The sequence below is a fragment of the Paenibacillus beijingensis genome, assembly GCF_000961095.1.
In the GTDB taxonomy this organism is placed as follows: domain Bacteria; phylum Bacillota; class Bacilli; order Paenibacillales; family Paenibacillaceae; genus Paenibacillus_O; species Paenibacillus_O beijingensis.
Genome location: NZ_CP011058.1, coordinates 5,540,535 through 5,567,120, shown reverse-complemented (window position 1 = coordinate 5,567,120; position 26,586 = coordinate 5,540,535). Strand labels below are relative to the sequence as shown.

Genomic DNA, 26,586 nt, shown 5'->3' with positions numbered 1-26,586 from the left:
CGAACGGGCAGCTCATGTGTCAATTCCTAGGAAACGTGGCGAAGGCTGTGTTATAATGATTGAAAATGCTGATGTTTATCGGACGACGAAGAAACAGTTGTTCATGAAAGCGAGGAAAGTAATGTGCTGCTCGACAACGTTAACGGACCACAGGATCTGAAAGCATTTACCGTACCTGAACTGGAACAGCTGGCCGGCGAAATTCGCGAATTTCTTATTCGCAATCTTTCCGTGACGGGCGGTCATCTCGCGCCGAACTTGGGTGTCGTTGAATTGACTCTGGCGCTTCATTATTTGTTCAACAGTCCGCAGGATAAATTTATTTTTGATGTCGGTCACCAATCCTACGTGCACAAAATTTTGACGGGCAGGATGGACCGCTTCAGTACTTTGCGCAAATATAAAGGCTTGTGCGGATTTGTCAAACGCGCCGAGAGCGAGCATGATGTGTGGGAAGCGGGTCACAGCAGCACGTCGCTGTCGGCCGCGATGGGTATGGCGCTCGCCAGAGATTTAAAAGGCGAAACGAACAAAGTCGTCGCCGTAATCGGTGACGGCGCCCTGACCGGCGGGATGGCGCTGGAGGCGCTTAACCATATCGGGCACGAGAAGAAAAACCTGATCGTCATTCTGAACGATAACGAAATGTCGATCGCCCCTAACGTAGGCGCGCTGCACAGTTATTTGGGCAAAATCCGCACCGACCGCCATTACCAGAAGGCCAAGGAAGAAGTGCAATCAACGCTCAACCGGATACCCGCCATCGGCGGCAAATTGGCGAAGACAATCGAGCGCTTCAAGGACAGCCTCAAATATTTGCTGGTCAGCGGCATTTTGTTCGAACAGTTCGGATTCCATTACTTCGGTCCGGTCGACGGGCATGATCTGAATCAGCTGCTGGAGGTGCTTCAGCAGGTGGAAAGCGTGCAGGGCCCGGTACTCATTCATGTTGTGACGGTTAAAGGAAAAGGCTATTTGCCTGCGGAGGCGGATTCGCATAAGTGGCACGGCATCACTCCGTATAAGATCGAGTCCGGCCAAGTGCTCAAAGCGGTCGGGCCTCCGATGTACACGGAAGTGTTCGGCGACGCCTTGATCGAGCTGGCGGAACTCGACGATCGCATCATCGCGGTTACGCCGGCAATGCCGGGCGGATCGGGACTGCTGAAGTTTGCGGAGCGGTTTCCGGGACGGATGATCGATGTCGGCATTGCCGAGCAGCATGCGGCAACGATGTCGGCGGCGCTCGCGCTTGAAGGGATGAAGCCGGTATTTGCCGTCTATTCGACCTTTCTGCAGCGGGCGTACGACCAGGTCGTGCACGATATTTGCCGCCATCAGGCCAACGTTATTTTCGCAATCGACCGTGCAGGGTTTGTCGGACCCGATGGGGAAACGCATCAAGGCGTCTACGACATCGCCTTCCTGCGTCACATTCCGAACATGGTGCTCATGATGCCTAAAGACGAGAACGAACTGCGCAACATGCTGAAGACGGCGGTCGATTACAACGAAGGGCCGATTGCGGTCCGTTATCCGCGAATTAACGGGCTCGGCGTCGATATCGATCCGGTCATGACGCCGATTCCGATCGGCACATGGGAAACGGTTCGCGAGGGCGATTCCGCCGTTGTGCTTGCGATCGGCCCGATGCTGCAGACGGCCGAAGAAGCGGCGGAGCTGCTCCGCCGCGAAGGGATCAAACTGCGCATCGTCAACGCGCGTTTCATCAAACCGCTGGATGAAGCGATGCTGCTTCGGCTTGCTGAAGAAGGACTTAACATCTTCGTCATGGAAGAAGGCTCGGAGATGGGCGGTTTGGGCAGCGCGGTGTTGGAATTTTACTCCCTTCACAGCATAACGGGACTGAAAGTAAAAATTATCGGCGTACCGGATCTGTTCATTGAGCATGGAACGATTAAAGAGCAGCGTCAGGAGACAGGACTTACGGCCGAGAAGCTTGCCGCCGAAGTGATCGGCGCACTGCCGAAGCGCAAGCGCGCAACAAATCAACACTAGATTAACGATATGCGGAGCCCCTTAATAGTCGATGATTCATCGAAACAGGGGCTCTTGCCTTGTCCGAATGCCGTTTAAAGGAGCAAGAAGATAGATGACCAACCTTAAAGAACGAATCGATGTGCTGCTCGTGGAACGCGGTTTTTTTGAAAGCCGGGAAAAAGCGAAAGCGGCGCTGATGGCCGGATTGGTGCTCGTCAATGACGAGCCTGTGGACAAAAGCGGTACGAAGGTGGACCGCACGAGCGACATCAAAGTCAAAGGCGCCGTCCATCCTTACGTCAGCCGCGGCGGCTTGAAGCTGGAAAAAGCGATCAAGACGTTCGGTCTTGATTTAACAGGAGCCGTCATGCTGGATATCGGTTCATCGACGGGCGGATTTACCGACTGCGCCCTTCAGCACGGATCCCATTACGTCTATGCGATCGATGTCGGCTACAATCAGCTCGACTGGTCGCTCAGGCAGGACGAGCGGGTGAATGTAATGGAGCGGACGAACTTTCGTTATTTAACCCGGGAAGGATTGAACGGTCCGGCCCCGGATTTTGCTTCCATCGACGTCTCCTTTATTTCGCTGAAGCTTATTTTGCCTGCGCTGTCGGGAATGCTGGATGTTGGTGCGGGCGTCGTTGCGCTCATCAAGCCGCAGTTCGAAGCCGGCCGCGAGAAAGTCGGCAAGTCGGGCGTCGTAAGAGATCCGGTCGTTCATGAAGAGGTGCTGAGCAGCGTCCTCGCTTTTGCCTCCGAAACGGGTTTCTCGCTTCACGGCCTTACCTTTTCTCCGATTACGGGCGGCGAAGGAAATATTGAATTTCTGGCTTACTGGAAATGGGAGAACGAGCCGGGAGCGGTGACGGCGGACAAAGCCGCCATTGCCGACATCGTCCGCCAAGCGGGATCGACGTTTTCCTGATATGCGGCAGCTTTAAAAGACTGGCTTATGCTTCTTTATGCATAGCCGGTCTTTTTTTGACCACAGATAGAATTTATAAATTTCGCAGTTGCAAAAATCAAATTCTATCTTGGCGATAAACCTCCTTTAAACGCGGACAATCATCCCTGAGAGGCCTCGATAGAGGTTTTCTCATGGGCGTCGTTCTTAAAATGGCCTGTGCGCCTACTTTACAGATACCCGAATCATTTGGTAAACTAAAAAAACCAAACAAGCGTTCGTGTGACGTGCGGATTTATAATCGATAAGAGGAATCTTCTCCCCGCAACTCGAAAATAATAAGGAATTTATTACAGCGGGGAGATGGGAGTGGAGAAACATGGACGGACTGGTTATGATTGCAGCCTCCGTGTTGGTGTTATATTGGATTTACCGGGCTTTGTATCATTGGCTCCATGAGCCGAGGGCAGTGAACAGGCTGATTCTGGGCAGCGGAGAACCGCTTGAACCCGATGATGAGGCGGTTCTGCTTCTGGAGTCCTGCGGCTATGCCGTAAGTTCAGGCAAACACCGGCTCCCGATTGAATTGGAGCTGGACGGCAAACCGCTGCAGAGCCGGATTTATGTGGATTATATTGCCGAGAAAGACGGTTTAATGTATGCCGTCAAGATGGCGCGGGAGAGGCAACCGATGAATTGGACGGGAAGCGGGCTGAGAGACCGGCTGCTCGTATACAGTTTGCTGCTGCCGCAAATGGAAGGCATTCTGGTTGTGGACATGAGGGACGGATCGGTACGAATGGTGAAATTTTTACTGGACAATCAATAGCCGGAGTGCTGCGAGCTAACATACAAACATGAGTTTTTAGGAGGTCAATGATGAAAGGACTGCGGCAAGTAAAAATTCGGGAGATTATTGCACAGGAGATAATCGAAACCCAGGATGAGCTCGTGGAGTCGCTGCGCAACGCAGGGCTGCAGGTGACTCAAGCAACCGTATCGCGGGATATTAAGGAGATGCAGCTGATTAAAATTCCGGCCGAGGACGGCCGATACAAATATTCGTTGCCGCAGGAACAGCGGGCCGTACCGGTCAACAAGCTGAAGCGGGCGCTGCTGGACCATTTTCTCCATATCGATTATACCGACAATCTGGTCGTCATGAAATGTTTGCCGGGGACGGCCAACACGATCGGCGCATTGATCGACGGAATGGACTGGCCCGAAGTGATGGGTACCATTTGCGGCGACGATACGATCCTGATTATATGCAGAAGCAGGGAGCAGAGCGGCAAGCTGGTCCAGACGCTTCATGGCATGATGAATTGATGTATTAACAACCATTTCATTAAGGGGTGTTCATCTTATGCTTCGTGAATTGTCAATTCGTAATTTAGCGGTAATTGAAGAGGTAGCGGTAGAGTTTCATAACGGGTTTCATGTCTTAACCGGTGAAACGGGCGCCGGGAAATCGATTCTGATCGATGCGCTTAGTTTGCTGGTCGGCGGAAGAGGCTCCTCGGATATGGTGCGTTACGGATGCGATAAAGCGGAGATGGAAGCGATGTTCGAGCTCCCAAGCGATCACCCTGCCTGGAAAGTGATGGACAAACTCGGGCTGAAGGCGTCGCCCGAAGATTTGTTGATCATTAAACGCGAGCTGTCTATTACCGGCAAGAGCGCGTGCCGTATTAACGGAAGCATCGTCAATATGACGATGCTTCGGGAAGTGGGCGAATGTCTCGTGAACGTTCACGGACAGCATGAGCATCAGTCGCTGCTGAAGAGCGAGCACCATTTGGAATGGCTCGATTTATTTGCCGGCGCTGAATTGGCCGATTTAAAAGCCGAATATCAAAGCGTGTTCGGCGACTATCAGCAAGTGAAAGCCGCCCTCCGGCAAGTCGAGGAATCAACACGCCAAAATATGCAGCTGCTTGATTTGTACCGTTTTCAAATCGAAGAAATCGAAGCGGCGAATTTAAAACCGGACGAAGAGGAATGGCTTGCGGAGGAGAAGAGCAAGCTATCCCATACGGAGAAAATTATGCACAGCGTTTCGGGGGCATACTCGCTGCTGTTCGGCGCGGAAGGGCTGGATGCGTTCAGCAAGGCGCTGGCAAAGCTGGAGGATATTCGCGCCTATGACGGCGCTGCCCTGAATCCGATCGTGGAACAGCTGCAGTCTGCTTTTTATCAAGCCGAGGATGCCGTGTTTCAATTGAGGGATTACAAGGATAGCGTTCAGAGCGACCCTGAACGGCTTGCCGAAATATCGGACCGGCTCGATCTGATCCATACGTTAAAGCGTAAATACGGCGAATCGATTCCCGACATTCTCGCCTACGCGGCCAAAATTACGACCGAACGCGATTTGATCGAAAACCGCGACGAGCATTTGCAGAAGCTGACGGAGAAGGCGGAGAAGCTGCATGCCAAGGCGGTCAAGCTTGGAAAACGGCTTTCGGATAAACGGAGAGATGCGGGTGATCGGCTTTCCGCTTCCATTGAAGCCGAGCTGAAGCAGCTCGGCATGAGCCGGACCATCTTTCAGGTTCAGCTGGAACAGCTTCATTCCGGCGAGCAGCTGCGCCTAGGCGTCAACGGGCTGGATGAGGCTGCTTTCATGCTCGCTCCCAACCCCGGTGAACCGCTCAAGCCGCTCAGCAAAATTGCCTCGGGCGGGGAAATGTCCCGTATTATGCTGGCGCTGAAGAGCATTTTTGCAAAGATCGACCAAGTGCCGGTACTCGTTTTTGACGAAGTGGATACAGGGGTAAGCGGACGGGCTGCGCAGGCGATTGCGGAAAAAATGTCGCGTTTGTCTTCGCAATGTCAAGTGTTCTCAATCACCCATCTGCCGCAGGTCGCCTGTATGGCGGATTATCATTACGAAATCAGCAAAAATATCGAGCGCGAGCGCACTTCGACCTCGGTCAAGGAGCTGACCGATAAAGAGCGGATCGAAGAGCTTGCGCGCATGCTCGGCGGAGTGGAAGTGACGGAAAAAACAAGGCACCACGCACAGGAAATGCTTCACTTGGCCGATCAGCAGAAAGGGGCGTAATGAAAGGCAGCCAGGGAATGTTTTTGCGGACATAAAACAGGGGGGGCGGGGTACCTTATAGGTACGCAAATGGCGAAAACCTTTCTCGTCAAGCGATGGAACTACAGGGAGCGTGAAATCATTGAGCGCCAAACAGCGGAAGCGATGGTTTGGATTAGTTCTCGTATTCGTCGTTTGCATGATCGGAAGCTCCGCCCCGTTTCAGCATTTCGCCGCATTCCCGAATGAAGTTCGGTTGTTTTCTGGGCAAATGAAGCGGTTGGACTATGGTATGCCCGTTCATGCAGTTATGACCGTCGACCCGCGCATCGTGCATGTCAACGGTTCAAGTCTGGGCTCGCTGCCTGTCGATCTGAACAAACCGATATCGATTCAATCGAACAGCAGCGGAGAAACGACTTTAAGGTTGAAATTATTCGGCAAAATTCCTTTTAAAACGGTTAAAGTCAATGTCGTTCCCGATCTTCGCGTTATTCCCGGCGGGCAAACGATCGGCGTGAAAGTAAAGTCTGCCGGGGTGCTTGTCGTCGGCCACCATCAAGTGAATGATAAAATGGTTCGTAAAGTTTCACCGGGAGAGAAGGCAGGAATCAAGCTTGGCGATCTTATCGTAAAAATTAATGGAACGCCTGTACGTGAAGTTCAAAAGGTTGCCTCATTCGCCGAAAAGGCGGGCGCCGCAAACAAACCGCTTCATTTGCTCATTAAGCGTTCCGGAAAGCTGATCGAAACCGAGCTGCAGCCGGTATTCGATGCGGAGGATAAATCTTGGCGTCTCGGGCTGTATATTCGCGATTCGGCCGCCGGCGTAGGAACGCTCACGTTTTACGCTCCGGATCAGGGGGTCTATGGGGCGCTGGGACATATCATTACCGATTTGGATACCGGTACTCCGATCGAGGTAGGGGACGGGCAAATATTGCAATCGAACGTCACCTCCATCAATAAAAGCCAAAGCGGTGAACCGGGAGAGAAAAGGGCCCACTTTGTCAATGAAAACAAAATTTTAGGCAATATCGAGCATAACACATCGTTTGGCATCTTCGGCAAAATGAAAGAACTGCCCGATCACAGCTACGACAACCGATCGGTGCCGGTAGCGTTTGCCGAAGAAGTAAAGGAAGGGCCTGCCGAAATTCTTACCGTTTTGAACGGCCAGAAGGTGGAACGGTTTAAAATTGAAATATCGCATGTAAGCAAACAGACGAACCCGGCAACAAAAGGAATGGTCATTAAAGTAACCGATCCTAAGCTGCTGAAACTGACGGGCGGCATCGTTCAAGGAATGTCCGGCAGTCCGGTTATTCAAAACGGCAAGCTGATCGGAGCCGTAACTCACGTCTTTGTGAACGACCCTTCTTCAGGATACGGATGCTTTATCGAATGGATGCTGCAAGACGCGGGCGTGCTCCTTAAATCCGGCAGACATTCGGCTTCCCAAAATCTTAAGGCGGCTTAACGCCTTAAGATTTTTTTTAAACGTTATTGCAGGATGTCGAAATTAAACGAAAAAGAACGGACAATGTAATAAATTCTTTATTATAAAGGATTGCTCAAAATAAATAAAGAAAAAGAATTTTCGACAGGAGGAATTTCAACCGGGGTGTCGAATTTGTTTTCTAGCAGGAAGAAAAAGGCTGACACTCCACATAAAAATAGATTGAGGAGGATATGATCTTGCAAAAAATAGAAGTTCTTTTGGCGGATGATAACCGCGAGTTCACGAATTTATTATCCGAATATATCTCGGACCAAGCGGATATGGAAGTGGCCGGCATTGCCTATAACGGCGAGGAAGTGCTGCGTCAACTGAATGAAGCAAACCGCCCTCCGGATATTCTTATTTTAGATATTATTATGCCTCATCTCGATGGACTCGGTGTTTTGGAACGGCTGCGTGAAATGAACATTTCGCCCATGCCAAAAATCATTATGCTTACGGCTTTCGGTCAAGAAAACATTACGCAAAAAGCGGTACAGCTCGGGGCTTCGTATTATATTTTGAAGCCGTTCGATATGGAAGTTCTTGCCAACCGGATCCGGCAGTTGATCGGCAACCAAACGGTCGTCTCGTCCGCATCTTCTTATAACGTCACAACGACAAATAATTCGAAGTCCAACGTCGTGCCGATTCAAAAGGGAAAAAATTTGGACGCAAACATTACGAGCATTATTCATGAAATCGGTGTTCCGGCGCATATTAAAGGATACCAATATTTGCGCGAAGCGATCACGATGGTTTATAACAACATCGAAATTTTGGGAGCCATTACCAAAACGCTTTATCCCGCGATCGCCGAAAAATTCAAAACGACGCCGTCCCGCGTCGAACGTGCGATCCGCCACGCGATCGAAGTCGCCTGGACGCGCGGCAACATCGACAGCATCAGCCACCTGTTCGGCTACACGATCAACATCAGCAAATCGAAGCCTACGAATAGCGAGTTCATCGCGATGGTCGCCGACAAGCTGCGGATCGAGCATAAGGTATCGTGAAAGAGGGAAGAGTAACGGTATAACAAGGGATAGCGCGGATTTGGAATTCGTTTACAACCAGAACAATTTTGACGACTAATATCCTAACTTGCGGAATCTATACCGATAAACTTCTGAATAATAAGCCAACTAATACCGCTTCTTTATTGGGTTTCAAAAACAATAAGGGAGTGGTATTTTTATGACCGATATTGAATTTCAGCTTGATAACTTCATGCTGTATTGTTCTTCCAGTCAGTTTTCTATCAAGCGCTTCGAGTGAGCCGCCCGAATCCGGCAGCTAACCTCGTAAGCGTGGATTGAGGGAGGAGCGTGAAACATTGAGTTCGCTATCCGACCACAGGGTATCTTACCTCTGTGGTTTTTTATTGTCAATTTTAACGTTTAAAGTAACGGACAGATTTTTGACAGTGGTCTGGATAGTCGACTTAAAATTTAGGAATTATTAATATCGATGGAAATTGTACAAAATTACCCTCCGTTATGACCAATTAAGGGAACGAGGAGAAATTATTATGAAACAACAATTTGCTGTTATCGGTTTAGGAAGATTCGGTTCAAGTTTAGCTCTGACGCTGACGGAAAGCGGTTATGAGGTATTGGGAATAGACAAGGATGAAGAAATCGTTGCCGATATGGCCACTAAATTGACCCATTGTGTTGTAGCCGATTCGACTGAGGAAGATGTTTTCCGTTCACTCGGGATTCGCAATTTTGATTGTGCGGTAGTTGCAATCGGGGATGATATTCAAGCCAGTATTATGACAGCCATTTTGTTAAAGGATCTCGGGGTTAAGATGATCGTTGCTAAAGCTTTATCCACCTTACATGGCAAAGTTCTGGAACGGATCGGGATCGAGAAAGTGATTTTTCCGGAAAGAGATATGGGGGCCAAAGTCGCGCATCAATTGATTTCACCAAACATACTCGATTATATAGAACTGTCCAAAGATTATTCCATAGCTGAAATAGGCATTCCAGCTCGATTGTCTGGACAATCGCTGATGGAATTAAATTTAAGGGCAAAATTCGGGTTAAGCGTCGTGGCGGTAAACAAGAAAAAAGGAATCGTTATTGCTCCCTCAGCCGATATTATTCTTGAAGAAAAAGATATCATTGTTGTGATTGGTTTAAATGAACAAATCGAAGAATTTGAAAATAAAATCAGCAAAGGAACACCCGTTCGCGCATAGTCGGAATATAAATTTATGAAACAGAAATCAGGTGAAGCATGTTAGGCGTACAAAAATATAAAAAATGGAACCATTTAAAGCTGAGTCCTCCGCAAACGTTGGCAATCGGCTTTGTCATCACGATTATGTTTGGCACCTTCCTTTTAATGTTACCGATCTCTACGCATCCCGAGCATCGACTTGCATTTATGGATGCTTTATTTGAAGCAACATCCGCTGTATGTGTTACCGGATTGGTCGTTGTTGATACGGGTACAACGTTTACGGTTTTTGGACAGGTTGTGCTTATGGTTCTGATTACCATCGGCGGTCTAGGGTTTATGACATTCGGAATTTTAATCGCCCTTCTATTAGGCAAAAAAATCGGATTATCGGAACGATTGCTGATTCAAAGCGCAACGAACCAATTTTCATTATCCGGCTTAGTCAAATTGGTTAAAATCATCCTTACCGCAACCTTTTTTATCGAAGGGGCAGGGGCGCTTTTATTAGCCGTTGCTTGGTCAAATGAAATGGGTTGGCCAAAAGCGCTTTATTATGGGTTATTCCATTCAATATCCGCATTTAACAACGCCGGATTTGGATTGGAATTCGATAATTTAAGCAAATGGGTCGGCAATCCTGCAATTAATTTAATTATTGCTTCATTATTCATTTTAGGCGGTATTGGATTTACGGTAATTATGGATGTGACCCATAAAAAATTTAATTTCCGCAAATGGTCGCTTCATACCAAATTAGCGTTAATTTCCACACTAATAATCAATATCGTTGCCACGATTTTGATTTTTGGAATTGAAAGCCGGAATCCCGATACGTTAGGTCAATTGTCGATTGGAGATCAAATATTGGCTTCGTTTTTTCATGCGACAACGCCGAGAACGGCAGGATTTAATACGCTGGATTTAACCCAGTTGAAAAATGATTCGATTCTTCTTACGATGGCATTGATGTTTATCGGAGGGGCGACCGGGGGTACTGCCGGAGGAATAAAAATAACGACATTCCTGCTCCTTCTTCTTGTTGTCTGGGCTTTTATCACACGGAAAGACGGCATAAACGTGTTCAAAAGAAGAATATCCAATGAACTGGTTTTTCGTGCCCTTTCGATTTCGATGATTGGAGTTATTATCATATTCAGTGCGGTATTTTTGCTGGAGTTAACAGAGAAGGATATTTCACTGATGAACCTGGCATTCGAAGCGGTTTCGGCATTCGGAACGGTCGGATTAAGTTTGGGCGCAACCCCGGAATTAAGTTCATTCGGGAAATTGATTATTATTCTTTTAATGTTTGTAGGCCGGTTGGGTCCGTTAACGCTGGCGTTTGCATTGACCAAAAAACAATCGCAAGCTAATTTCAAATATCCCGAAGAAAAAATACTTATCGGGTAGAATGTTGGATGCAAATAAAAGACATGACAAGCAACTCTTTTCCTCGTAGTCTGTTATATTGTACAAGTTGGGGAGCGGTATTGCCTGTGCGGCTGCCTTGGCGGTTATACGTTGGAGCCGGAGCGCTTTTTGTTAAACTTGGCTGCGACGTAATTATGCTTCCGGTCCCGGAAAAAAATCCATCCGCCGATAAAGCCGATGCCTGCCGCAAACATGACAAAGCCGGCAATAAACATGAACCAGTTAAATTCCGGCACGATCCGATCGTCGCCAAATTGGGCAAAGTAAGAAAAGGTGGAGTCTTTCATTTTTAGAAAACCGATACAAGCCACTATTCCCGGAATCACAAGAACAAGAACTGCAATAAAACGCGAAATGACCAGCTTCATCTGCGTCTCTCTCCTTCAGTGACGGATCAGGCATTATTTTTCATCATACCGTTTTCAACTATATCTGTCCATCGCTTCCCCGCGTGAAACCGCATTATTCGCCGGACGTGTTTTCTCCCGCAAAAAAAGGTACAATAGAGCAATGTACATTATCCTATCATAACAGTCTGGCAAGACCGGCTTGCAGCAACTGACGGAGGGAAAACAAAATGGCAATTCAAGTGGATGTCGCCGTTCTCGGAGGCGGCCCAGGCGGATATACGGCGGCGATCAAAGCCGCACAGATGGGGAAAAGCGTCGCCATCATCGAGATGGACAAGCTCGGCGGAACATGCTTACATAAAGGCTGCATTCCAAGCAAAGCGCTTCTGCGGAGTGCCGAAGTTTATTCGACGCTGCTTCATGCGGACAAATATGGAATTCAAGTGGATAAAAGCGCGGTTTCGCTTCAATTCGGCACCGTGCAGCAGCAGAAAACCGAAAAGGTGGAGCAACTGTACCGCGGACTTCAGCATTTGATGCGCAAACACGGCATTCAAGTCATTAACGGCAAAGGGCGGATTATCGGTCCGTCCATTTTCTCGCCCAAAAGCGGATCCGTCGCCGTAGAGCTTCCGGACGGCGAGATGGAAACGGTCGTGAACACAAATCTGATCATCGCTACCGGTTCCAGACCGCGGTTGCTCCAAGGGCTGGAAGCGGACGGCGAACTGATCATGACCAGCGATGATGCGCTGCGAATGGAAACTCTCCCGGATTCGATCCTTATTATTGGCGGCGGGGTAATTGGCGTGGAGTGGGCGTCCATGCTCCGCGACTTCGGAGTCGAGGTGACGCTGGTCGAAGCGGCGGCGAGACTGCTGCCCGGTGAAGACGGCGAAGTGTCCGCCGAGCTGACGCGTGCGCTGAAACGCCGCGGCGTGCGCATTTTGACCGGTGTTCGTTTGGATGTTAACAGCGTAACGAAGGGCAACGGAGAAGCTTCGATCAAAGCGGAAACGAGCGAAGGGAATGTCGTCCTGTCCGCAAGTAAAATGCTCGTATCGGTTGGCCGTCAGGCCAATGTCGAGGAGCTCGGATTTGAAAATACGGACATCCGGGTTCAGGACGGCTTTGTAGCCGTTAACGCTTCGCAGCAAACGGGAGAACCGCATATATACGCGATCGGAGATGTTACGGGGGGCATGCAGCTTGCGCATGCCGCCGCGCACGAAGGCATCATTGCGGTGGAGCACCTTTGCGGAAGAAATCCGGCGCCGGCATCCTCGCGCTACATTCCTAGATGCGTCTACAGCCGTCCGGAAATCGCTTCGGTCGGTTACACGGATGAGCAGGCGAAAACGAGCGGCTTCGAACCGAAAACGGCTAAAATTCCGTTCGCGGCCATCGGCAAAGCGGTCGTGCTCGGTGAGCCGGAAGGGTTCGTCAAAGTGGTCGCCGACAAGAAGACAGGCGACATTCTCGGCGTGCATATGATTGGGGCGCATGCGACCGAGCTGATTTCGGAGGCGGCGCTGGCGCAGGTGCTGGATGCGACCCCTTGGGAAGTGGGCGCAACGATCCACCCGCATCCGACGTTGTCGGAAGCGCTGGGGGAAGCGATGCTGGCTGTCGACGGCAAGGCGCTGGCGTTTTAAGGTGCTGTTTTCTTTTTATCCGGAAAGCGTTATAATGAGTGTAGCCAAGTATTAGTACCTGGTATTAACAGGTGGTTGAAGGAGGATTTCCTCATGAGCCAAAATTCATTCGGCTTCCGTCATTCGGAAGTCGGACTCAGTGACGAAGCGGTCGTCGCCATGTATGAAATGATGCTGACGGCGCGCAAATTCGATGAGCGGGTGCTGCTCCTGCAGCGGGCCGGCAAAATTAATTTCCACGTGTCGGGAGTCGGACAGGAAGCGGCTCAAGTCGCAGCCGCTTTCGCACTCAATAAAGAAAAAGACTATTTTTTGCCATATTACCGCGACTACGGGGTTGTACTGACGGCTGGAATGACGCTCAAAGAGCTGATGCTTTCCGTCTTTGCCAAAGCGGAAGATCCGAACAGCGGCGGCCGGCAAATGCCGGGCCACTTCGGCCACAAAAAGCTGCGGATCGTAACGGGGTCCAGCCCGGTTACGACCCAGGTGCCCCATGCGGTCGGTTTTGCGCTGGCCGCCAAAATGAAGAAAAAAGATTTTGTCTCCTTCGTGACGTTCGGCGAAGGCTCCAGCAACCAAGGCGATTTTCATGAAGGCTGCAACTTTGCCGGGGTGCACAAGCTGCCGGTTATTCTGATGTGCGAAAACAATCAGTATGCCATCTCGGTACCGATGCATAAGCAGATCGGCGGCAAAGTGAGCGACCGGGCGCTCGGCTACGGGTTCCCGGGCATTCGCGTCGACGGCAACGATCCGCTTGAAGTATACCGCGTCGTTAAGGAAGCGCGCGAGCGGGCGGTGGCCGGAGAAGGGCCGACGCTGGTCGAAGCGTTCATGTACCGCTTGTCGCCGCACTCCACTTCGGACAACGACCTTGCGTACCGTACCAAGGAAGAAGTGGAAGAGAACCGCGCGAAGGACGGCGTTATCCGGTTCAAAGCGTATTTGATCGAGTGCGGCCTTTGGGACGAGGCGCGGGATGAGGTGCTGCAGAAGAAGCTGCGCGAATTGCTTGACGAGGCGACCTCGTATGCCGACAAAGCGCCTTTCGCGCCTGCCGAAAGCACGTTATGGCATGTGTATGCGGACGATGCCGGACAAGGAGGCAAGTAACGATGCCGGTTATGGATTATATTGACGCAATCCGACTTGCGATGAAAGAAGAAATGGAGCGCGATGACGACGTGTTCGTGCTCGGCGAAGATGTTGGGCGCAAAGGCGGCGTGTTTACGACGACGAAAGGCTTGTTTGAGCAGTTCGGCGAATACCGGGCGCTTGACACGCCGCTGGCGGAATCGGCGATCGCCGGCGTTGCAATTGGCGCGGCGATGTACGGCATGAAGCCGATTGCGGAAATGCAGTATTCCGATTTTATGTTTCCCGCGACCAACCAGATCATAAGCGAAGCGGCAAAAATCCGCTATCGTTCCAATAACGACTGGAGCTGCCCGCTTGTCGTCCGTGCGCCGATCGGCGGCGGTGTGTTCGGCGGTCTATATCATTCGCAGTGCCCGGAATCGGTCTTTTTCGGCACGCCCGGCTTGAAAATCGTCGCACCTTTCTCACCTTACGATGCGAAAGGACTGCTGAAAGCGGCCGTCCGCGATCCGGACCCCGTCCTTTTCTTTGAAAATAAAAAGTGTTACCGGCTTATTAACGGCGAGGTGCCGGAAGACGATTATGTCGTTCCGATCGGCAAAGCGAACGTGCTGCGCGAAGGGGACGACATCACGGTCATCAGCTACAGCCTGCCGCTGCACTTTGCAATGCAGGCCGCCGAGGAGCTCGCTCAGGAAGGGATCAGCGCCCATATTCTCGATCTGCGCACGCTGCAGCCGCTGGACAAAGAAAGCATTTTGGAAGCGGTCAGCCGCACAGGCAAAGTGCTTATTATCCACGAAGACAACAAGACCGGCGGCATCGGAGCGGAAGTGGCGGCTATTATTGCCGAGGAGCTGCTGTATGAGCTGGATGCCCCAATCGCCCGTCTGTGCGGACCCGATGTGCCGGCAATGCCGTTTAATCCGGTCGGCGAGAAGTTTTTTATGCTGAACAAGGATAAAGTGAAGGAAGCGATGCGTCAGCTGGCGCTGTATTAAACGCTTTCGAAGTGTTTTTGCTTTCGCAAAAACTTGAGGAGGTCACCATGAAATCAACTGCCGTAACCGAAATTGTAATGCCGCAGCTTGCGGAGTCGGTCGTCTCGGCAACGATCGACAAATGGCTCAAGCAGCCGGGCGATACGATCGGCATGTACGAACCGATCTGCGAAATTATTACCGATAAAGTTACCGCTGAAATACCGTCCACGATCGAAGGCAAACTGGTTAAAATATTAGTTGCCGGCGGGGAAACGGTCGATGTCGGCACGGCGATCTGTATCGTGGAGGTTGAGCAGGAGAACGGGGAGGACGGCTCCGCAGATGCCGCTACCGCCGGAACGGAGCCGAGCGTTTCCGCCGCTCGCCCTAGTCCGGTCTCGGCCGCTGCCGGTGCCGTCCAATCCCGAGGCAGTGCAGGCCGCTATTCGCCCGCTGTGAATCAGCTCGCGGCCGAGCACGGCATCGACTTGAGCGAAGTAAGCGGAACCGGGATGGGCGGACGCATTACCCGCAAAGACGTGCTGGCCTACTTGGCATCCGGCCGGCCTTCCAAGGCTGCGGCACCCGCGCAGCGGCCGGCGACGGCAACAACGCCCGCCCAGCAGCCGGCAGCAGCAGCGCCTCGACAGCAACCTGCCGCACAGGCTCAGGACGAGCTGTATGATTCCCGTGTGCCTGTCCGTTCAACGGGACTGCATTTAACGGAGACGCCGCGCATTCCTTCGATTGAAGTGGAAGGGCACGAGTTTCCGGGACGGGGCGAATATTTTATCGACGTTACGCCGATCCGCAACGCCATTGCGCGCAATATGCGCCAAAGCGTAACGGAGATTCCGCATGCGTGGACGATGATCGAGGTCGACGTGACGAACCTTGTCGTGCTGCGCAACAAGCTAAAAGACGAGTTCCGCCAGCGTGAAGGCGTCAACTTGACTTATTTGGCGTTTCTGCTGAAGGCAGTCGTCAGCGCGATCAAAGATTTTCCGATTATGAACTCCGTGTGGGCCGTCGATAAAATTATCGTCAAGCGTGATATTAACGTATCGCTTGCGGTCGGCACCGAAGATTCCGTATTGACGCCGGTCATCCGCAATGCCGATCACAAAAACGTGGCCGGTCTCGCCCGCGAGATCGAAGAGCTGGCCCGCAAAACGCGGGAAGGCAAGCTTACGCTGTCGGATATGCAGGGCGGCACCTTTACGGTGAACAACACCGGTTCGTTCGGATCGATTCTTTCGTATCCAATCATCAATTATCCGCAGGCGGCAATTTTGACCTTTGAATCGATCGTCAAAAAACCGGTTGTCATTAACGATATGATCGCGGTCCGTTCCATGGCCAACATTTGCCTATCGCTCGACCACCGTATTTTGGACGGCGTCATTTGCGGAAGATTTTTGCAGCGGGTAAAGGAAAATCTCGAAAGCTTCACTATCGAAACCAAGCTTTACTAGCGGGAGGCGATTAACGGTGACAACGGATCAATTCCAAACGGGCGCCCTGGACGTTGAATATATTCCGATGATCGGCTATGAAGAGGCCTGGGATTTGCAGAAGCGATATGTAAAAGAAATTGACCGGGAGGAGCGGGCGGAAACGCTGCTCCTTCTTCAGCATCCTCCCACTTATACGCTGGGATCGGACCGACATCCGGAGCATCTGCTGCTCGGGAAGGAAGAGCTGGACAAGCGGGGGATATCCGTTTTTGAAATCGACCGCGGCGGAGACATTACATACCACGGTCCCGGTCAGTTGGTCGGTTATCCGCTATTGTATTTGGATGCGGTCGGTCTTGATCTGCACGGGTACTTGCGCAAGCTGGAGCAGTCCATTATCGACTGGCTTGCAGGCTACGGCATTACCGGAGGCCGGAAAAGCGAGTTTACGGGCGTTTGGGTCGGGGATGAAAAAATTGCGGCCATCGGCGTCAAATTCAATAAAGCGCGCACGCGCCGCGGATTTGTAACAAGCCACGGATTTGCGCTTAATATTAAAGCCGGAATCGCCGCAGAAGGGTTCGCCGGAATCGTGCCCTGCGGCATTCAACAGTACGGCGTGACCTCATTTGCCGATTTGACGGGCATTCATATGGAGGTCGAACAGGCGGCGCACGAGCTGCTGCCGCACTTCTGCCGCATCTTTGGATTCCGACGGCCGGATGCGGCCGCGTGGCCGGTCAAATCCGGGGACCCGGGCTAGGAAAACATCCAGCCGATCCCGGACAGCACGGTCGTAATCAGCAGTGCGATCAGCAGCACGTAGACGACGATTCTCATCAAACGGTTAGGCATATTGAAACTCCTTTCTGTCTTATTGGCATGCTTGTCTTAACAGTTGAATCAAGGTTCACATTCTATTTTAACGATTTCGGGGAGCGGAGGAAAGCCGATATGGTCAAACAGGAACGGTTGATCGGAGAATTCATGGAATTGGTGAGGGTGGACAGCGAAACCGGGCACGAAGCGGAAATGAGCCGCGTTCTGAAAACCAAATTCGCAGAGCTGGGATTATCGCTGGAGGAGGACGATGCGGCGGCGAAGACCGGGCATGGGGCGAACAATCTTTTTGCGACGCTGCCCGCGACGGAAGGCGTTCAGGCGCCGGTTATCTTTTTCACTTCGCACATGGACACCGTAACGCCGGGCAAAGGAATTCAGCCCCGCCTCGACGAAGACGGTTATATCCGCAGCGACGGTACGACGATTCTCGGCAGCGACGACAAGGCCGGCTTAACGGCGATGCTGGAAGCGATCCGGGTGTTGAAAGAACAGGAGATCCCGCACGGAACGGTACAGTTCGTCATTACGGTGGGCGAGGAAAGCGGACTCGTCGGAGCAAGGGCGCTGGACGCGGACAAGCTGCAAGCTGCGTACGGCTACGCGCTCGATTCCAACGGCAAAGTCGGCGATATCGCCGTTGCGGCACCGTCCCAGGCGAAAATTACGATGCACATTTACGGCCGTTCGGCCCATGCCGGCGTCAACCCGGAGGACGGCATCAGCGCGATTCAGGTCGCTTCCAAAGCGATCGCGCGCATGCCTTTGGGCCGCATCGACAAGGAAACGACGGCCAACATCGGCCGTTTCGAAGGCGGCGGCGCAACGAATATTGTGTGCGACTATGTGCTTTTGACCGCCGAGGCGCGCAGCATTTCCGCAAGCAAGCTGGAAAAGCAGATCGAAGCGATGCGTCAGGCGCTGGAGTCGGCAGCCGAGGAGAACGGAGCCCGCGCGGAGCTGAAAAGCAGCCTGGTCTATCCTGCTTATACGCACGGTGAGTCCGATCCGGTCGTTGAAGTAGCCAAAACGGCGATCGCAGCAGTAGGGCTGACGCCCCGGACGTTTCATTCCGGCGGAGGAAGCGACGCGAACATTTTTAACGGCTTAGGCGTTCCGACCGTCAATCTGGCCGTCGGCTACGAACATATTCATACGACCAAAGAGCAGATCAAGGCGGACGATCTGGCGAAAACGGCGGAACTGGTCGTACAAATCATCCGGCAGACAGCGGCGGAGTAACCGCCTAACCGCCGCTTTCATCAGTCCGTTGCAGTTGACGGACTGATTTTTTTTCTGCTAATCTTTGCCGCTCATCAGCACGTGACTTACGCTTTGGAGGAAGCGTGTGCCAAATAAGAAGCCAGAGAGCGCCGCTGCTGTACGCTTGCCGCCGCATCCCGCTTGTCCAGCTGGCGCAACGAATGACGGATTTCCCACGCTTTGCCGACAAGGCGGATTTCTTTGGAACCAATATATTTTTTCATCGTCGCCACATCCTGTTTCGATATTTGATTCAGCGTATGCGGAAGACGGACAAGTTATGATGGTCATGATTATCCAATTTTCTCATAACCGACAGGAGGAATTTTGACGATGACGACGGAACACGGCATAAACGGTAAAAAACCTGAAGCTACGCTGTCAACGGAACATATTTTTCAAGGTAAAGTGATCTCGCTGCAGGTGGACACGGTTGAGGTGTCCGGCGGCAGAACCGCAACCCGCGAAATCGTGCGTCACCCCGGCGCATCCGCCGTTATGGCACTGCTGGACGGCAAGCTGCTCGTCGTCGGCCAGTACCGCAAGGCGATGGAGAAATACCAGATCGAAATTCCCGCCGGCAAGCTTGATGCGGGTGAAGATCCAGCGGTTGCGGCGGAGCGCGAGCTGGAGGAGGAGACCGGCTACCGCGCAAAGGAACTGCGCCATGTCAGCTCCTTTTATACATCGCCGGGATTCGCCGACGAAATTCTTCATCTTTACTTTACCGATGCGCTCGAGCAAGGCACGATGAATCCCGACGAGGACGAAGAGCTGCAGGTTGAAGCCATTACGCTGGAGCAGGCGAAGCGCTATATGGCGGACGGGCTGATCAGCGACGCCAAGACGGTAATGGCGCTCTATGTCTGGGAGCTGTATCAATTAACGGGGCGCATCGTTTAACAAAAAGAGCTTCATTCGCCTGTGCAGTGGTCGGAACACAAAGTCTGTAACGCAACGGGCACGAGATTCAATAAAATGGATTTGTTTTCACTTGTTTTACTCGGCAAGCACGGCTACCGCGCAGCCTTTCCTGCCCTTCCCAAGTGAAAAAGGAAAGCGCAGAGGGCAGGTTTGAATCTGGAGAAGCGAAGCGATCGCCATTGTCCCTGGTACTTGAAACGTATGGTGAGAACGAGCGGAGAGGCTGACTTGTGAATGGAGAAGCGCCAGCGTTCGCCTTTGTAGACGGATCGTTACCTTGATAAAAATTACAAATGAAAACGATCCGTCTACAACAGCGATCGGAATCACAAGTCAGCCGCGCAGCGGCCTGCTCACCATGCTACAGCGATCGGAAGATCAAACCTGCCATCCCAGCGCTCCTTTTTCACATCCTCCCTCTCATAGAAGCTCCCTTCGGGACATACAATGCTGTATCGAACGGAATGAAGGGAGACGACCAAACATGAGCCCGCAGCTGCTGCCGCAAATGAAACATCAGCTGACATTGTATCTGTTCGTCATTATATTATTTGCAGTGGGAGTTGTGTTCGGCACGCTGATGGTAGGGGCGCTCACGCTCGAACAGCAGCAAAATCTGGGAGATGAACTGTCAAGCTTTATCCAGTACATTTCAGCCGGTATCTTCCCGAATGAAGCGCAATCGTTCTGGAGCAGCTTATGGTTTCACGCCAAATGGCTGCTGCTCATTTGGGTGCTTGGCTTGACGGTCGTGGGGATGCCGTTTGTGCTGGCGCTCGATTTTTTAAAAGGGGTGCTGGTCGGCTTTACGATCGGCACTTTAATAAGCCAGCATGCGTGGAAAGGTCTGCTGTTCTCGCTCGTCTCGGTCGCGCCGCCCAATCTGCTGGCGGTACCCGCGCTGATGGTTGCGAGCGTCGCGGCGCTGTCCTTCTCGCTCGTCGTAATCCGCAGCCGTCTGATCGGACGACAAGGCCCGCTGCTGCGGCCGGCCGTCTCGTTCGTCACGACAATGGCCGTCATGTTCCTCGCTTTGGTAGGAGCGGCCTTTGTGGACGCGTACTTGTCGCCGTCGCTTATGCAGTGGGCGGCGCCGCTCGTTTCCCCCGCCGCTGCCGGCTAAACAGGTTTGACATTATTTGCGGTTAGCCCCTATAATGAAAGCATATGTTCCGGCGTCCCGCGCCGGACATACGTGCGAGGGGGGAAGTCATTGGAAGCCCGGATTGATAAAATCAAACAACAACTCCAGTCGCAGGGCTATAAGTTAACCCCGCAGCGAGAAGCCACCGTAAGGGTACTGCTTGAAAATGAAGAGGATCATCTCAGTGCCGAGGACGTATTTATGCTGGTTAAGGATAAAGCCCCCGAAATCGGACTGGCTACCGTATACCGGACGCTGGAGCTCTTAAGCGAGCTGCACGTCGTAGAGAAGCTTAACTTCGGCGACGGCGTCGCCCGTTACGATTTGCGTACGGACAGCAGCAAACATCATCATCATCATTTAATTTGCGTACAATGCGGCACAATGGATGAAATTAAGGAAGACTGGCTCGGACCGCTTGAAGAACGTCTTGAACGGGAGTTCGGTTTTACGGTTCTCGACCACCGTCTCGACTTTCAAGGCATTTGCAAACGATGCCGGGAAAAGAACGATAACGCCAAATCAACCGAATAACAGCTCCGGCATCCGTATGTTTGATCAGTAAGCTCAAACCTACCTTTGCAGGAGCTTTCTTATTTAGCGGCTACTTGCTGCGGTCGTTTGCGCGGCTTTCTGCGATCGATGCGAGCTGCAGCAGTCCCGCTCCCTGGGCGCGGGCTGAGAAACCGGGGAGCTTGCGCGCCCGGCTGCGCAGCATAAGACGGACGCCGTCCGGCAGCAGCTGCGGATATTTGGCCCGCAATAAAGCCGCCCCGCCCGCGACATGGGGGGAGGCCATACTCGTTCCGGAGCTGATTGCGTAGCCGCGACCAAGCCAGGTGGAAACGATATTGCGGCCGGGAGCGGAAAGATCGATTCCGGCTCCGCGGCTGCTGAAGCCGTCGATCCGGTCTTCAATGGAGGAAGAAGCGACAGCGATCGTTTCGGGATATCGCGCCGGCAAGTCGATTATCCGGTTGTTTGGTCCGTTGTTTCCGGCTGGGGCTACGAGAACGATGCCTCTCCGTTTGGCCCGGATAATGCTGTCATGAAGGGCCGTTCCTTGAAGCTCGCCTTGAAGACCGAAGCTCATATTAATGACGTCCATCCGGTTGCGGATGCACCAGTCAATTCCTTCCACAATGTCGCTAATATTACCGAAACCGTTGCGATTCAGCGCCTTCACCGCATACAGCGAAGCGCGGGGAGCGACGCCGGCCGGCATCCCGGTGCGGCCAAGCCCCGCCGCTATTCCCGCAACATGAGTGCCGTGACCGTTGTCGTCGCGGAACGACCTGCCGCCGATCGTATTCGTGCCGCCCCTTACGTGCAGATCGGGATGAGCAGCGATTCCCGTGTCGATAATCGCCAGGCGGATGCCGCTTCCGCGGGTGCGCAACCAGGCGGCCGGCGCCTGAACCCGGCTGATATTCCATGTTATGCGCGGGTTAAAAGCAAGCGACTGCCGGGCGGAAGCCCTGCGGGGATCGGTAATCTTGACAGCGGTTGCGGTGTTCAAGGCAAGTGCCCGCACCCGGACATCTTTTTCGAGCGATTTGATATGCGAATGTTTCCGCAGAGATTTTAAATTACTTCTGCGATCCAAGTAACAACAGATCATTCTGCTCCCCCGAATCGCTTTCAAAGGAGTGATGCCCGCCTCCCGGAGCCCTCTAAGCAACCGGTCGTAGCCTTCGGCGCTGTTCATCACGATCAGATGGCGCTCCGTATGCGCGCCCGCTTTCTTACGGGCGTATCGGCATACCGTCCGCACAAGTTCCTTCATTATCGCTTGTAGCTCCTTCCTGTTCATCTGAAACAGTCTATGGCTCTGAACGCGGGTCGGATTGGGCAAAACGAGTTGATTGCAAGGTTACGATAAGGGGCGCGCGCCTCATTTCGTAACGGAAGAGATGGCGGCACGATGAAGCTGGGGTCCGTTATTGTGGACGTTGCCGTTGACCAGGGCAAAGAGGCGTCAGCACCTGCGCCGGCCGCATTACGCACGAAAAGGTCGCTGCAGCTGCAGCAATGCCGTTCACGCCGCTGGACGGATTGATTTAAAACGGCCCGTACTATTTTTCACGCTCCTTTCATAACGTTGTCTGTAAGAAGGAGGGCTGAACGATGATCGTGTCGCTGCGAACTTGGTTACGCCGGCTGCTGTTTGTGATCGTTTTTATTGTGCTGACGTTTTTAGCGTTTGGAGGATACCGCTGGGCCGCCCTGCTGATCGCGCCGATGGACCCTTACAAGACGCCTGAAGGCGGCGCGGTGAAAGTGTTCCATCGCCATGTCGCGCCTCAGGAGGGCGGTTCGATCGCGGACAGGCTGCGGTGGTTTTATTGGTACGGGGAATAAGAAGGAATTAGTGCGCCCGGCGCAGAACTATTGACAAGCATGGATGGAAGCTGACCTATAGCGGGATGGGCGCGACTACGCAAAGGAAAGGGAACCTTCATGGACGTAAACCTGCAATCGTATCTTTCTTTTTTGGCGGAAGAAAAAAATGTTTCCGGAAGCACGCTTGATGCTTACCGTCGCGACTTAACCTCTCTGCTGTCTTTTTTCAGGGAACAGGGAGTGGAGGACCTCGCCGCGGTCAACAAACATCATTTGCTGCGATATATGGCCCAGCTGCGCAGCAAAGGGCGCAAAGGTTCGACGCTTTCCAGGCGGACCGTCTCGATCCGGTCTTTTTTTCGTTATTTGATTCGCGAGGGAATCGTCGATAAAGATCCGTCCGTTTACGTGGAATCGCCCAAGCTGGAGCCCAAACCTCCGAAGGTGCTGTCCCAGGAGGAAGCGGAGGTGCTGATGAACGCGCCGAGAGCCGAAACTCCGGCCGGACTTCGCGACAAAGCGATGCTGGAGCTGCTGTATGCGACCGGCATCCGGGTGACGGAGCTCGTTTCCCTCGATATGGAGCACCTGGATTTGGCGCTCGGATATATCCGCTGCACCGCGCCCGGCTCCAAAGAGCGGATCGTCCCGGTAGGAAAGATTGCCGCCGATGCGGTGACGGCATATATCGAGCGCGGCAGGAACAGCCTGCTGGCGGCCGGTTCGGACAAGCAGAGCGATGCCGACAGGCGGGCGCTGTTCTTGAACCATAGCGGAACGCGGCTGTCGCGCCAAGGATTTTGGAAAATGGTGAAAAATTATGCGCGCGAAGCCGGTATCCGGGATGGCGAACATATTACGCCGCATACGCTGCGCCATTCCTTCGCGGCACATCTGATCGGGAACGGGGCCGACCTGCGCGCGGTCCAGGAAATGATGGGGCACGCGGACATCGCGACGACCCAGCTTTATGTGAGCGTGGCCCGGCCGCGCGTGAAGGAAGTGTATGACCGGACGCATCCCCGCTCCGGCAAAAACTGAAGAAAAGCGCCGGGAGAGCCCACCCGATGCCAGATGTACATGACATAATTGCTGAGAGGGTGAAGCCTTTGCGTTTTGACCGTATTGCCCTGATTGTACTGGATAGTGCAGGAATTGGAGAAATGCCCGACGCGCCTAAGTTCGGCGATGCCGGGGCTCACACCATCGGCCATATTATCGAACGCGTGAAGGATCTTTCGCTGCCGAATATGAGGGCGCTCGGACTCGACCGGATCGCCGAGCTGCCGGGCTGGGAACCGAAAGGAACCGCTGCCGGTTATTACGGCAAAATGGCCGAAGCATCCGTCGGCAAAGACACGATGACCGGACATTGGGAGTTGGCCGGCCTGAAAGTGACGGTTCCGTTCCGTACCTTTCCGGACGGTTTCCCGGCGGAGCTGATCGAAGCGTTCGAGCAGCAGACCGGGCGCAAAGTGATCGGCAACAAGCCGGCAAGCGGCACGGAAATTATGGACGAGCTGGGGGAAGAGCAGCTGCGCACCGGCGCCTGGATCGTGTATACCTCCGCCGACAGCGTGTTTCAGATCGCCGCAAACGAAGACATCATTCCGCCCCAGGAGCTGTACCGGGCGTGCGAAATCGCGCGCGAGCTGACGCTCGATCCGCAGTATGCGGTCGGACGCGTGATCGCGAGGCCTTTTACCGGCAAGCCGGGAACGTTCAAGCGAACATCGGGCCGCCATGACTACGCGGTCAAGCCGCCCGAGCCGACGGTGCTGAATGCGCTCGAGCAGGCCGGATTCGATGTGATCGCCGTCGGCAAAATCAACGATATTTTCAGCGGGGAAGGCATCACGGCCGCCGCTCCTACCGTCAGCAACGAAGACGGCATCGAGAAGACCGCTTCGCTTTTGGAATCGCCGTTCCGCGGTCTGCTCTTTACGAATCTGGTCGATTTCGATTCGTTGTATGGGCACCGCCGCGATCCGGAAGGATACGGCCGCGCGCTGGAAGCGTTCGACCGCGCGCTGCCGGATCTGCTGAAGAGGCTGCAGCCGCGCGATCTGCTGATCGTGACGGCGGATCACGGCAACGATCCCGTTCATACGGGCACCGATCATACGCGCGAATACGTGCCGCTGCTTATTGCGGGCCCTTCGCTGAAACAAGCGGGACCGCTCGGCATTCGAACGACGTTTGCGGATGTAGGCGCGACAATCGCCGATAATTTCGGGGTACCGGGTACAGGCAACGGAACGAGCATGCTGCCGCTGTTGAAATAACAATCATCTTAGCTGGAGGAGCGCAAATCCGATGAATCCATTAAATGCGACACACATTCAGGAAGCGGCGCAATTTATTGCTTCCCGCACGGGGGACAAGCCTGAGGTCGGACTCATTATGGGTTCCGGTCTCGGGATGTTAGGCGATTACATAGAAGGCGCCGTTACGATTCCGTATGAGGAGATCCCCCATTTCCCGATATCGACGGTGGAAGGCCATGCCGGAGAGCTGATGATCGGCAAATTGGCGGGACGGTCCGTCGTATTGATGCGCGGCCGCTTCCATATGTATGAAGGCTACGGGCCGGAACTGACGTCGTTTCCGGTGCGGGTCATGAAAGCGCTCGGCGTGGCGAAACTGCTCGTGACGAATGCGGCGGGCGGCATCAACACCGAATACGAAGCGGGCGATCTGATGCTCATTTCCGATCATATTAACTTGACCGGTCGCAACCCGCTAGTCGGCCCTAACGACAACGAGCTCGGCGTCCGTTTCCCGGACATGTCCGAAGCGTACAGCAGAAGGCTTCGCGCCATTGCCCGCAGCACGGCGGAAGATCAAGGCTTCACGCTGCGCGAAGGCGTCTATCTTGCGGTGATCGGCCCTTCTTTCGAGACGCCTGCGGAAATCCGCATGATGCGCATCATGGGGGCGGATGCCGTCGGGATGTCGACCGTTCCCGAGGTGATAGCGGCCCGCCACAGCGGTCTTGAAGTGATCGGCATTTCCTGTATTACGAACATGGCCGCAGGCATCCTGGATCAACCGTTGTCGCATACGGAAGTGATTGAGACGACGGAGCGTGTTAAAACGCTGTTTATCAACTATGTCAATGCTCTTATTCCGCAGCTGTAGTGTTCGTTTTTGTAACAAAATTGTAATAATTCACTCGACTCAAAGTGACAATTTTAACAAAGTCCTCGTCGTATAATGTCCATTAAGAGATAGATATATGGAGAGGAAACCATGGATAAAAAGCTGCATTTACAAATTGAACGGCTGCGCGGCCAAATGGTCAATGAAGCGATGCTGCACAATACGATGCTGCATCAGAAAGTGCTGCATCTCAGCCAAAGGCTGGACATGCTTATCGTCCGTGTACAGGCGGAGCAGCTTGCTTCCCGTGCAGGCGGCGAGGAAGAGGCAACTAGGGGGTAG

28 protein-coding genes are annotated in these 26,586 nt (G+C 53.0%); 24 read left to right on the top strand and 4 right to left on the bottom strand.

All coding sequences use genetic code 11. The features are described 5' to 3' along the window. Nucleotides 1-123 precede the first annotated feature (123 nt). The 9 genes from dxs (at nucleotide 124) to VN24_RS25170 (ending at nucleotide 11,061) form a co-directional block, all read left to right on the top strand. A complete protein-coding gene (gene dxs / locus VN24_RS25210; RefSeq protein ID WP_045672675.1) occupies nucleotides 124-2,019 on the top strand; it encodes a 1-deoxy-D-xylulose-5-phosphate synthase in 1,896 nt (631 codons plus the stop codon). A 94-nt stretch (nucleotides 2,020-2,113) separates the two neighbouring features. Then, nucleotides 2,114-2,932: a TlyA family RNA methyltransferase gene (locus tag VN24_RS25205; protein WP_045672674.1), complete on the top strand. Its 819-nt coding sequence runs from the start codon at nucleotides 2,114-2,116 to the stop codon at nucleotides 2,930-2,932. Nucleotides 2,933-3,290: 358 nt separating this feature from the next. Continuing rightward, on the top strand, nucleotides 3,291-3,740 hold the full coding sequence (locus tag VN24_RS25200; RefSeq protein WP_045672673.1) for a hypothetical protein: 450 nt from the start codon (nucleotides 3,291-3,293) through the stop codon (nucleotides 3,738-3,740). A 50-nt stretch (nucleotides 3,741-3,790) separates the two neighbouring features. After that, complete coding sequence (gene ahrC / locus VN24_RS25195) at nucleotides 3,791-4,240, top strand: transcriptional regulator AhrC/ArgR (RefSeq protein ID WP_045672672.1); 450 nt, start codon at nucleotides 3,791-3,793, stop codon at nucleotides 4,238-4,240. Nucleotides 4,241-4,277: 37 nt separating this feature from the next. Further along, nucleotides 4,278-5,978, top strand: a complete 1,701-nt coding sequence (gene recN / locus VN24_RS25190; protein ID WP_045672671.1) for a DNA repair protein RecN — start codon at nucleotides 4,278-4,280, stop codon at nucleotides 5,976-5,978. Between the two features lie 121 nt (nucleotides 5,979-6,099). Continuing rightward, nucleotides 6,100-7,437 carry a SpoIVB peptidase gene (gene spoIVB / locus VN24_RS25185; RefSeq protein WP_045672670.1) on the top strand — a complete coding sequence of 446 codons (1,338 nt, stop codon included), beginning with the start codon at nucleotides 6,100-6,102 and terminating at the stop codon, nucleotides 7,435-7,437. A gap of 218 nt (nucleotides 7,438-7,655) precedes the next feature. Continuing rightward, nucleotides 7,656-8,474, top strand: a complete 819-nt coding sequence (gene spo0A / locus VN24_RS25180; protein ID WP_045672669.1) for a sporulation transcription factor Spo0A — start codon at nucleotides 7,656-7,658, stop codon at nucleotides 8,472-8,474. A 515-nt stretch (nucleotides 8,475-8,989) separates the two neighbouring features. Next, nucleotides 8,990-9,667, top strand: coding sequence for a potassium channel family protein (locus tag VN24_RS25175; RefSeq protein WP_045672668.1), 678 nt, complete (start codon nucleotides 8,990-8,992; stop codon nucleotides 9,665-9,667). 38 nt (nucleotides 9,668-9,705) lie between these two features. Further along, nucleotides 9,706-11,061 (top strand): TrkH family potassium uptake protein, encoded by a 1,356-nt coding sequence (locus VN24_RS25170; RefSeq protein ID WP_045672667.1) that lies wholly within the window; start codon nucleotides 9,706-9,708, stop codon nucleotides 11,059-11,061. A gap of 104 nt (nucleotides 11,062-11,165) precedes the next feature. Here VN24_RS25170 and VN24_RS25165 read toward each other — a convergent pair whose 3' ends face one another. Beyond that, nucleotides 11,166-11,450, bottom strand: coding sequence for a DUF2627 domain-containing protein (locus VN24_RS25165; protein ID WP_045672666.1), 285 nt, complete (start codon nucleotides 11,448-11,450; stop codon nucleotides 11,166-11,168). Nucleotides 11,451-11,659: 209 nt separating this feature from the next. Between VN24_RS25165 and lpdA the strand changes: the two genes are divergently transcribed. From lpdA to lipB, 5 genes are all read left to right on the top strand, one after another. Next, a complete protein-coding gene (gene lpdA, locus VN24_RS25160; RefSeq protein WP_045672665.1) occupies nucleotides 11,660-13,087 on the top strand; it encodes a dihydrolipoyl dehydrogenase in 1,428 nt (475 codons plus the stop codon). Between the two features lie 93 nt (nucleotides 13,088-13,180). Beyond that, entirely contained in the window at nucleotides 13,181-14,203 is a 1,023-nt protein-coding gene (locus VN24_RS25155) for a thiamine pyrophosphate-dependent dehydrogenase E1 component subunit alpha (protein WP_045672664.1), read from the top strand. Between the two features lie 2 nt (nucleotides 14,204-14,205). Further along, complete coding sequence (locus VN24_RS25150) at nucleotides 14,206-15,189, top strand: alpha-ketoacid dehydrogenase subunit beta (RefSeq protein WP_045672663.1); 984 nt, start codon at nucleotides 14,206-14,208, stop codon at nucleotides 15,187-15,189. A gap of 47 nt (nucleotides 15,190-15,236) precedes the next feature. Continuing rightward, the gene (locus VN24_RS25145; RefSeq protein WP_045672662.1) at nucleotides 15,237-16,646 is read left to right on the top strand and encodes a dihydrolipoamide acetyltransferase family protein; all 1,410 of its coding nucleotides are present in this window, start codon (nucleotides 15,237-15,239) and stop codon (nucleotides 16,644-16,646) included. Between the two features lie 16 nt (nucleotides 16,647-16,662). Further along, nucleotides 16,663-17,391, top strand: a complete 729-nt coding sequence (gene lipB, locus VN24_RS25140) for a lipoyl(octanoyl) transferase LipB (protein ID WP_274520401.1) — start codon at nucleotides 16,663-16,665, stop codon at nucleotides 17,389-17,391. Here the strand turns inward: lipB and prli42 are convergent. Further along, nucleotides 17,388-17,483 carry a stressosome-associated protein Prli42 gene (prli42, locus tag VN24_RS27525; protein WP_148505307.1) on the bottom strand — a complete coding sequence of 32 codons (96 nt, stop codon included), beginning with the start codon at nucleotides 17,481-17,483 and terminating at the stop codon, nucleotides 17,388-17,390. The genes lipB and prli42 overlap by 4 nt on opposite strands. 99 nt (nucleotides 17,484-17,582) lie before the next feature. Here prli42 and VN24_RS25135 point away from each other — a divergent pair, with 99 nt between their 5' ends. Beyond that, the gene (locus tag VN24_RS25135) at nucleotides 17,583-18,710 is read left to right on the top strand and encodes a M20/M25/M40 family metallo-hydrolase (protein ID WP_045672661.1); all 1,128 of its coding nucleotides are present in this window, start codon (nucleotides 17,583-17,585) and stop codon (nucleotides 18,708-18,710) included. Nucleotides 18,711-18,796: 86 nt separating this feature from the next. Here the strand turns inward: VN24_RS25135 and mciZ are convergent, their stop codons facing one another. Next, nucleotides 18,797-18,955 carry a Z-ring formation inhibitor MciZ gene (gene mciZ, locus VN24_RS27185; RefSeq protein ID WP_082084132.1) on the bottom strand — a complete coding sequence of 53 codons (159 nt, stop codon included), beginning with the start codon at nucleotides 18,953-18,955 and terminating at the stop codon, nucleotides 18,797-18,799. 109 nt (nucleotides 18,956-19,064) lie between these two features. Here mciZ and VN24_RS25130 point away from each other — a divergent pair, with 109 nt between their 5' ends. From VN24_RS25130 to fur, 3 genes are all read left to right on the top strand, one after another. Beyond that, the gene (locus tag VN24_RS25130) at nucleotides 19,065-19,634 is read left to right on the top strand and encodes an NUDIX hydrolase (protein ID WP_045672660.1); all 570 of its coding nucleotides are present in this window, start codon (nucleotides 19,065-19,067) and stop codon (nucleotides 19,632-19,634) included. Nucleotides 19,635-20,139: 505 nt separating this feature from the next. Continuing rightward, complete coding sequence (spoIIM, locus tag VN24_RS25125) at nucleotides 20,140-20,778, top strand: stage II sporulation protein M (protein WP_045672659.1); 639 nt, start codon at nucleotides 20,140-20,142, stop codon at nucleotides 20,776-20,778. A 90-nt stretch (nucleotides 20,779-20,868) separates the two neighbouring features. Continuing rightward, a complete protein-coding gene (gene fur / locus VN24_RS25120; RefSeq protein WP_045672658.1) occupies nucleotides 20,869-21,333 on the top strand; it encodes a ferric iron uptake transcriptional regulator in 465 nt (154 codons plus the stop codon). A 70-nt stretch (nucleotides 21,334-21,403) separates the two neighbouring features. Here fur and VN24_RS25115 read toward each other — a convergent pair whose 3' ends face one another. Continuing rightward, nucleotides 21,404-22,585 (bottom strand): S8 family peptidase, encoded by a 1,182-nt coding sequence (locus VN24_RS25115; RefSeq protein WP_045672657.1) that lies wholly within the window; start codon nucleotides 22,583-22,585, stop codon nucleotides 21,404-21,406. A 138-nt stretch (nucleotides 22,586-22,723) separates the two neighbouring features. Here VN24_RS25115 and VN24_RS28500 point away from each other — a divergent pair, with 138 nt between their 5' ends. From VN24_RS28500 to VN24_RS25090, 6 genes are all read left to right on the top strand, one after another. Continuing rightward, complete coding sequence (locus VN24_RS28500) at nucleotides 22,724-22,858, top strand: hypothetical protein (protein ID WP_274520400.1); 135 nt, start codon at nucleotides 22,724-22,726, stop codon at nucleotides 22,856-22,858. 68 nt (nucleotides 22,859-22,926) lie between these two features. Next, on the top strand, nucleotides 22,927-23,160 hold the full coding sequence (locus VN24_RS25110; RefSeq protein ID WP_045672656.1) for a DUF4227 family protein: 234 nt from the start codon (nucleotides 22,927-22,929) through the stop codon (nucleotides 23,158-23,160). 99 nt (nucleotides 23,161-23,259) lie between these two features. Further along, a complete protein-coding gene (gene xerD / locus VN24_RS25105) occupies nucleotides 23,260-24,183 on the top strand; it encodes a site-specific tyrosine recombinase XerD (protein ID WP_045672655.1) in 924 nt (307 codons plus the stop codon). Nucleotides 24,184-24,209: 26 nt separating this feature from the next. Continuing rightward, nucleotides 24,210-25,427 carry a phosphopentomutase gene (locus VN24_RS25100; protein WP_238590773.1) on the top strand — a complete coding sequence of 406 codons (1,218 nt, stop codon included), beginning with the start codon at nucleotides 24,210-24,212 and terminating at the stop codon, nucleotides 25,425-25,427. Nucleotides 25,428-25,458: 31 nt separating this feature from the next. After that, on the top strand, nucleotides 25,459-26,283 hold the full coding sequence (locus tag VN24_RS25095) for a purine-nucleoside phosphorylase (RefSeq protein ID WP_045672653.1): 825 nt from the start codon (nucleotides 25,459-25,461) through the stop codon (nucleotides 26,281-26,283). Nucleotides 26,284-26,394: 111 nt separating this feature from the next. After that, a complete protein-coding gene (locus VN24_RS25090) occupies nucleotides 26,395-26,586 on the top strand; it encodes an aspartyl-phosphate phosphatase Spo0E family protein (RefSeq protein ID WP_045672652.1) in 192 nt (63 codons plus the stop codon).

Coding starts and splice junctions, on each gene's coding strand:
- VN24_RS25165 (WP_045672666.1), bottom strand. CDS start 11,450: ATGAAGCTGGTCATTTCGCGTTTTATTGCAGTTCTTGTTCTTGTGATT.
- VN24_RS25100 (WP_238590773.1), top strand. CDS start 24,210: ATGCCAGATGTACATGACATAATTGCTGAGAGGGTGAAGCCTTTGCGT.
- VN24_RS25095 (WP_045672653.1), top strand. CDS start 25,459: ATGAATCCATTAAATGCGACACACATTCAGGAAGCGGCGCAATTTATT.
- recN (WP_045672671.1), top strand. CDS start 4,278: ATGCTTCGTGAATTGTCAATTCGTAATTTAGCGGTAATTGAAGAGGTA.
- prli42 (WP_148505307.1), bottom strand. CDS start 17,483: ATGCCTAACCGTTTGATGAGAATCGTCGTCTACGTGCTGCTGATCGCA.
- lpdA (WP_045672665.1), top strand. CDS start 11,660: ATGGCAATTCAAGTGGATGTCGCCGTTCTCGGAGGCGGCCCAGGCGGA.
- VN24_RS25145 (WP_045672662.1), top strand. CDS start 15,237: ATGAAATCAACTGCCGTAACCGAAATTGTAATGCCGCAGCTTGCGGAG.
- VN24_RS25135 (WP_045672661.1), top strand. CDS start 17,583: ATGGTCAAACAGGAACGGTTGATCGGAGAATTCATGGAATTGGTGAGG.
- VN24_RS25115 (WP_045672657.1), bottom strand. CDS start 22,585: ATGAAGGAACTTGTGCGGACGGTATGCCGATACGCCCGTAAGAAAGCG.
- xerD (WP_045672655.1), top strand. CDS start 23,260: ATGGACGTAAACCTGCAATCGTATCTTTCTTTTTTGGCGGAAGAAAAA.
- ahrC (WP_045672672.1), top strand. CDS start 3,791: ATGAAAGGACTGCGGCAAGTAAAAATTCGGGAGATTATTGCACAGGAG.
- VN24_RS25205 (WP_045672674.1), top strand. CDS start 2,114: ATGACCAACCTTAAAGAACGAATCGATGTGCTGCTCGTGGAACGCGGT.
- VN24_RS28500 (WP_274520400.1), top strand. CDS start 22,724: ATGAAGCTGGGGTCCGTTATTGTGGACGTTGCCGTTGACCAGGGCAAA.
- VN24_RS25130 (WP_045672660.1), top strand. CDS start 19,065: ATGACGACGGAACACGGCATAAACGGTAAAAAACCTGAAGCTACGCTG.
- VN24_RS25155 (WP_045672664.1), top strand. CDS start 13,181: ATGAGCCAAAATTCATTCGGCTTCCGTCATTCGGAAGTCGGACTCAGT.
- VN24_RS25200 (WP_045672673.1), top strand. CDS start 3,291: ATGGACGGACTGGTTATGATTGCAGCCTCCGTGTTGGTGTTATATTGG.
- VN24_RS25170 (WP_045672667.1), top strand. CDS start 9,706: ATGTTAGGCGTACAAAAATATAAAAAATGGAACCATTTAAAGCTGAGT.
- VN24_RS25175 (WP_045672668.1), top strand. CDS start 8,990: ATGAAACAACAATTTGCTGTTATCGGTTTAGGAAGATTCGGTTCAAGT.
- VN24_RS25150 (WP_045672663.1), top strand. CDS start 14,206: ATGCCGGTTATGGATTATATTGACGCAATCCGACTTGCGATGAAAGAA.
- VN24_RS25110 (WP_045672656.1), top strand. CDS start 22,927: ATGATCGTGTCGCTGCGAACTTGGTTACGCCGGCTGCTGTTTGTGATC.
- mciZ (WP_082084132.1), bottom strand. CDS start 18,955: ATGAAAAAATATATTGGTTCCAAAGAAATCCGCCTTGTCGGCAAAGCG.
- VN24_RS25090 (WP_045672652.1), top strand. CDS start 26,395: ATGGATAAAAAGCTGCATTTACAAATTGAACGGCTGCGCGGCCAAATG.
- spoIIM (WP_045672659.1), top strand. CDS start 20,140: ATGAGCCCGCAGCTGCTGCCGCAAATGAAACATCAGCTGACATTGTAT.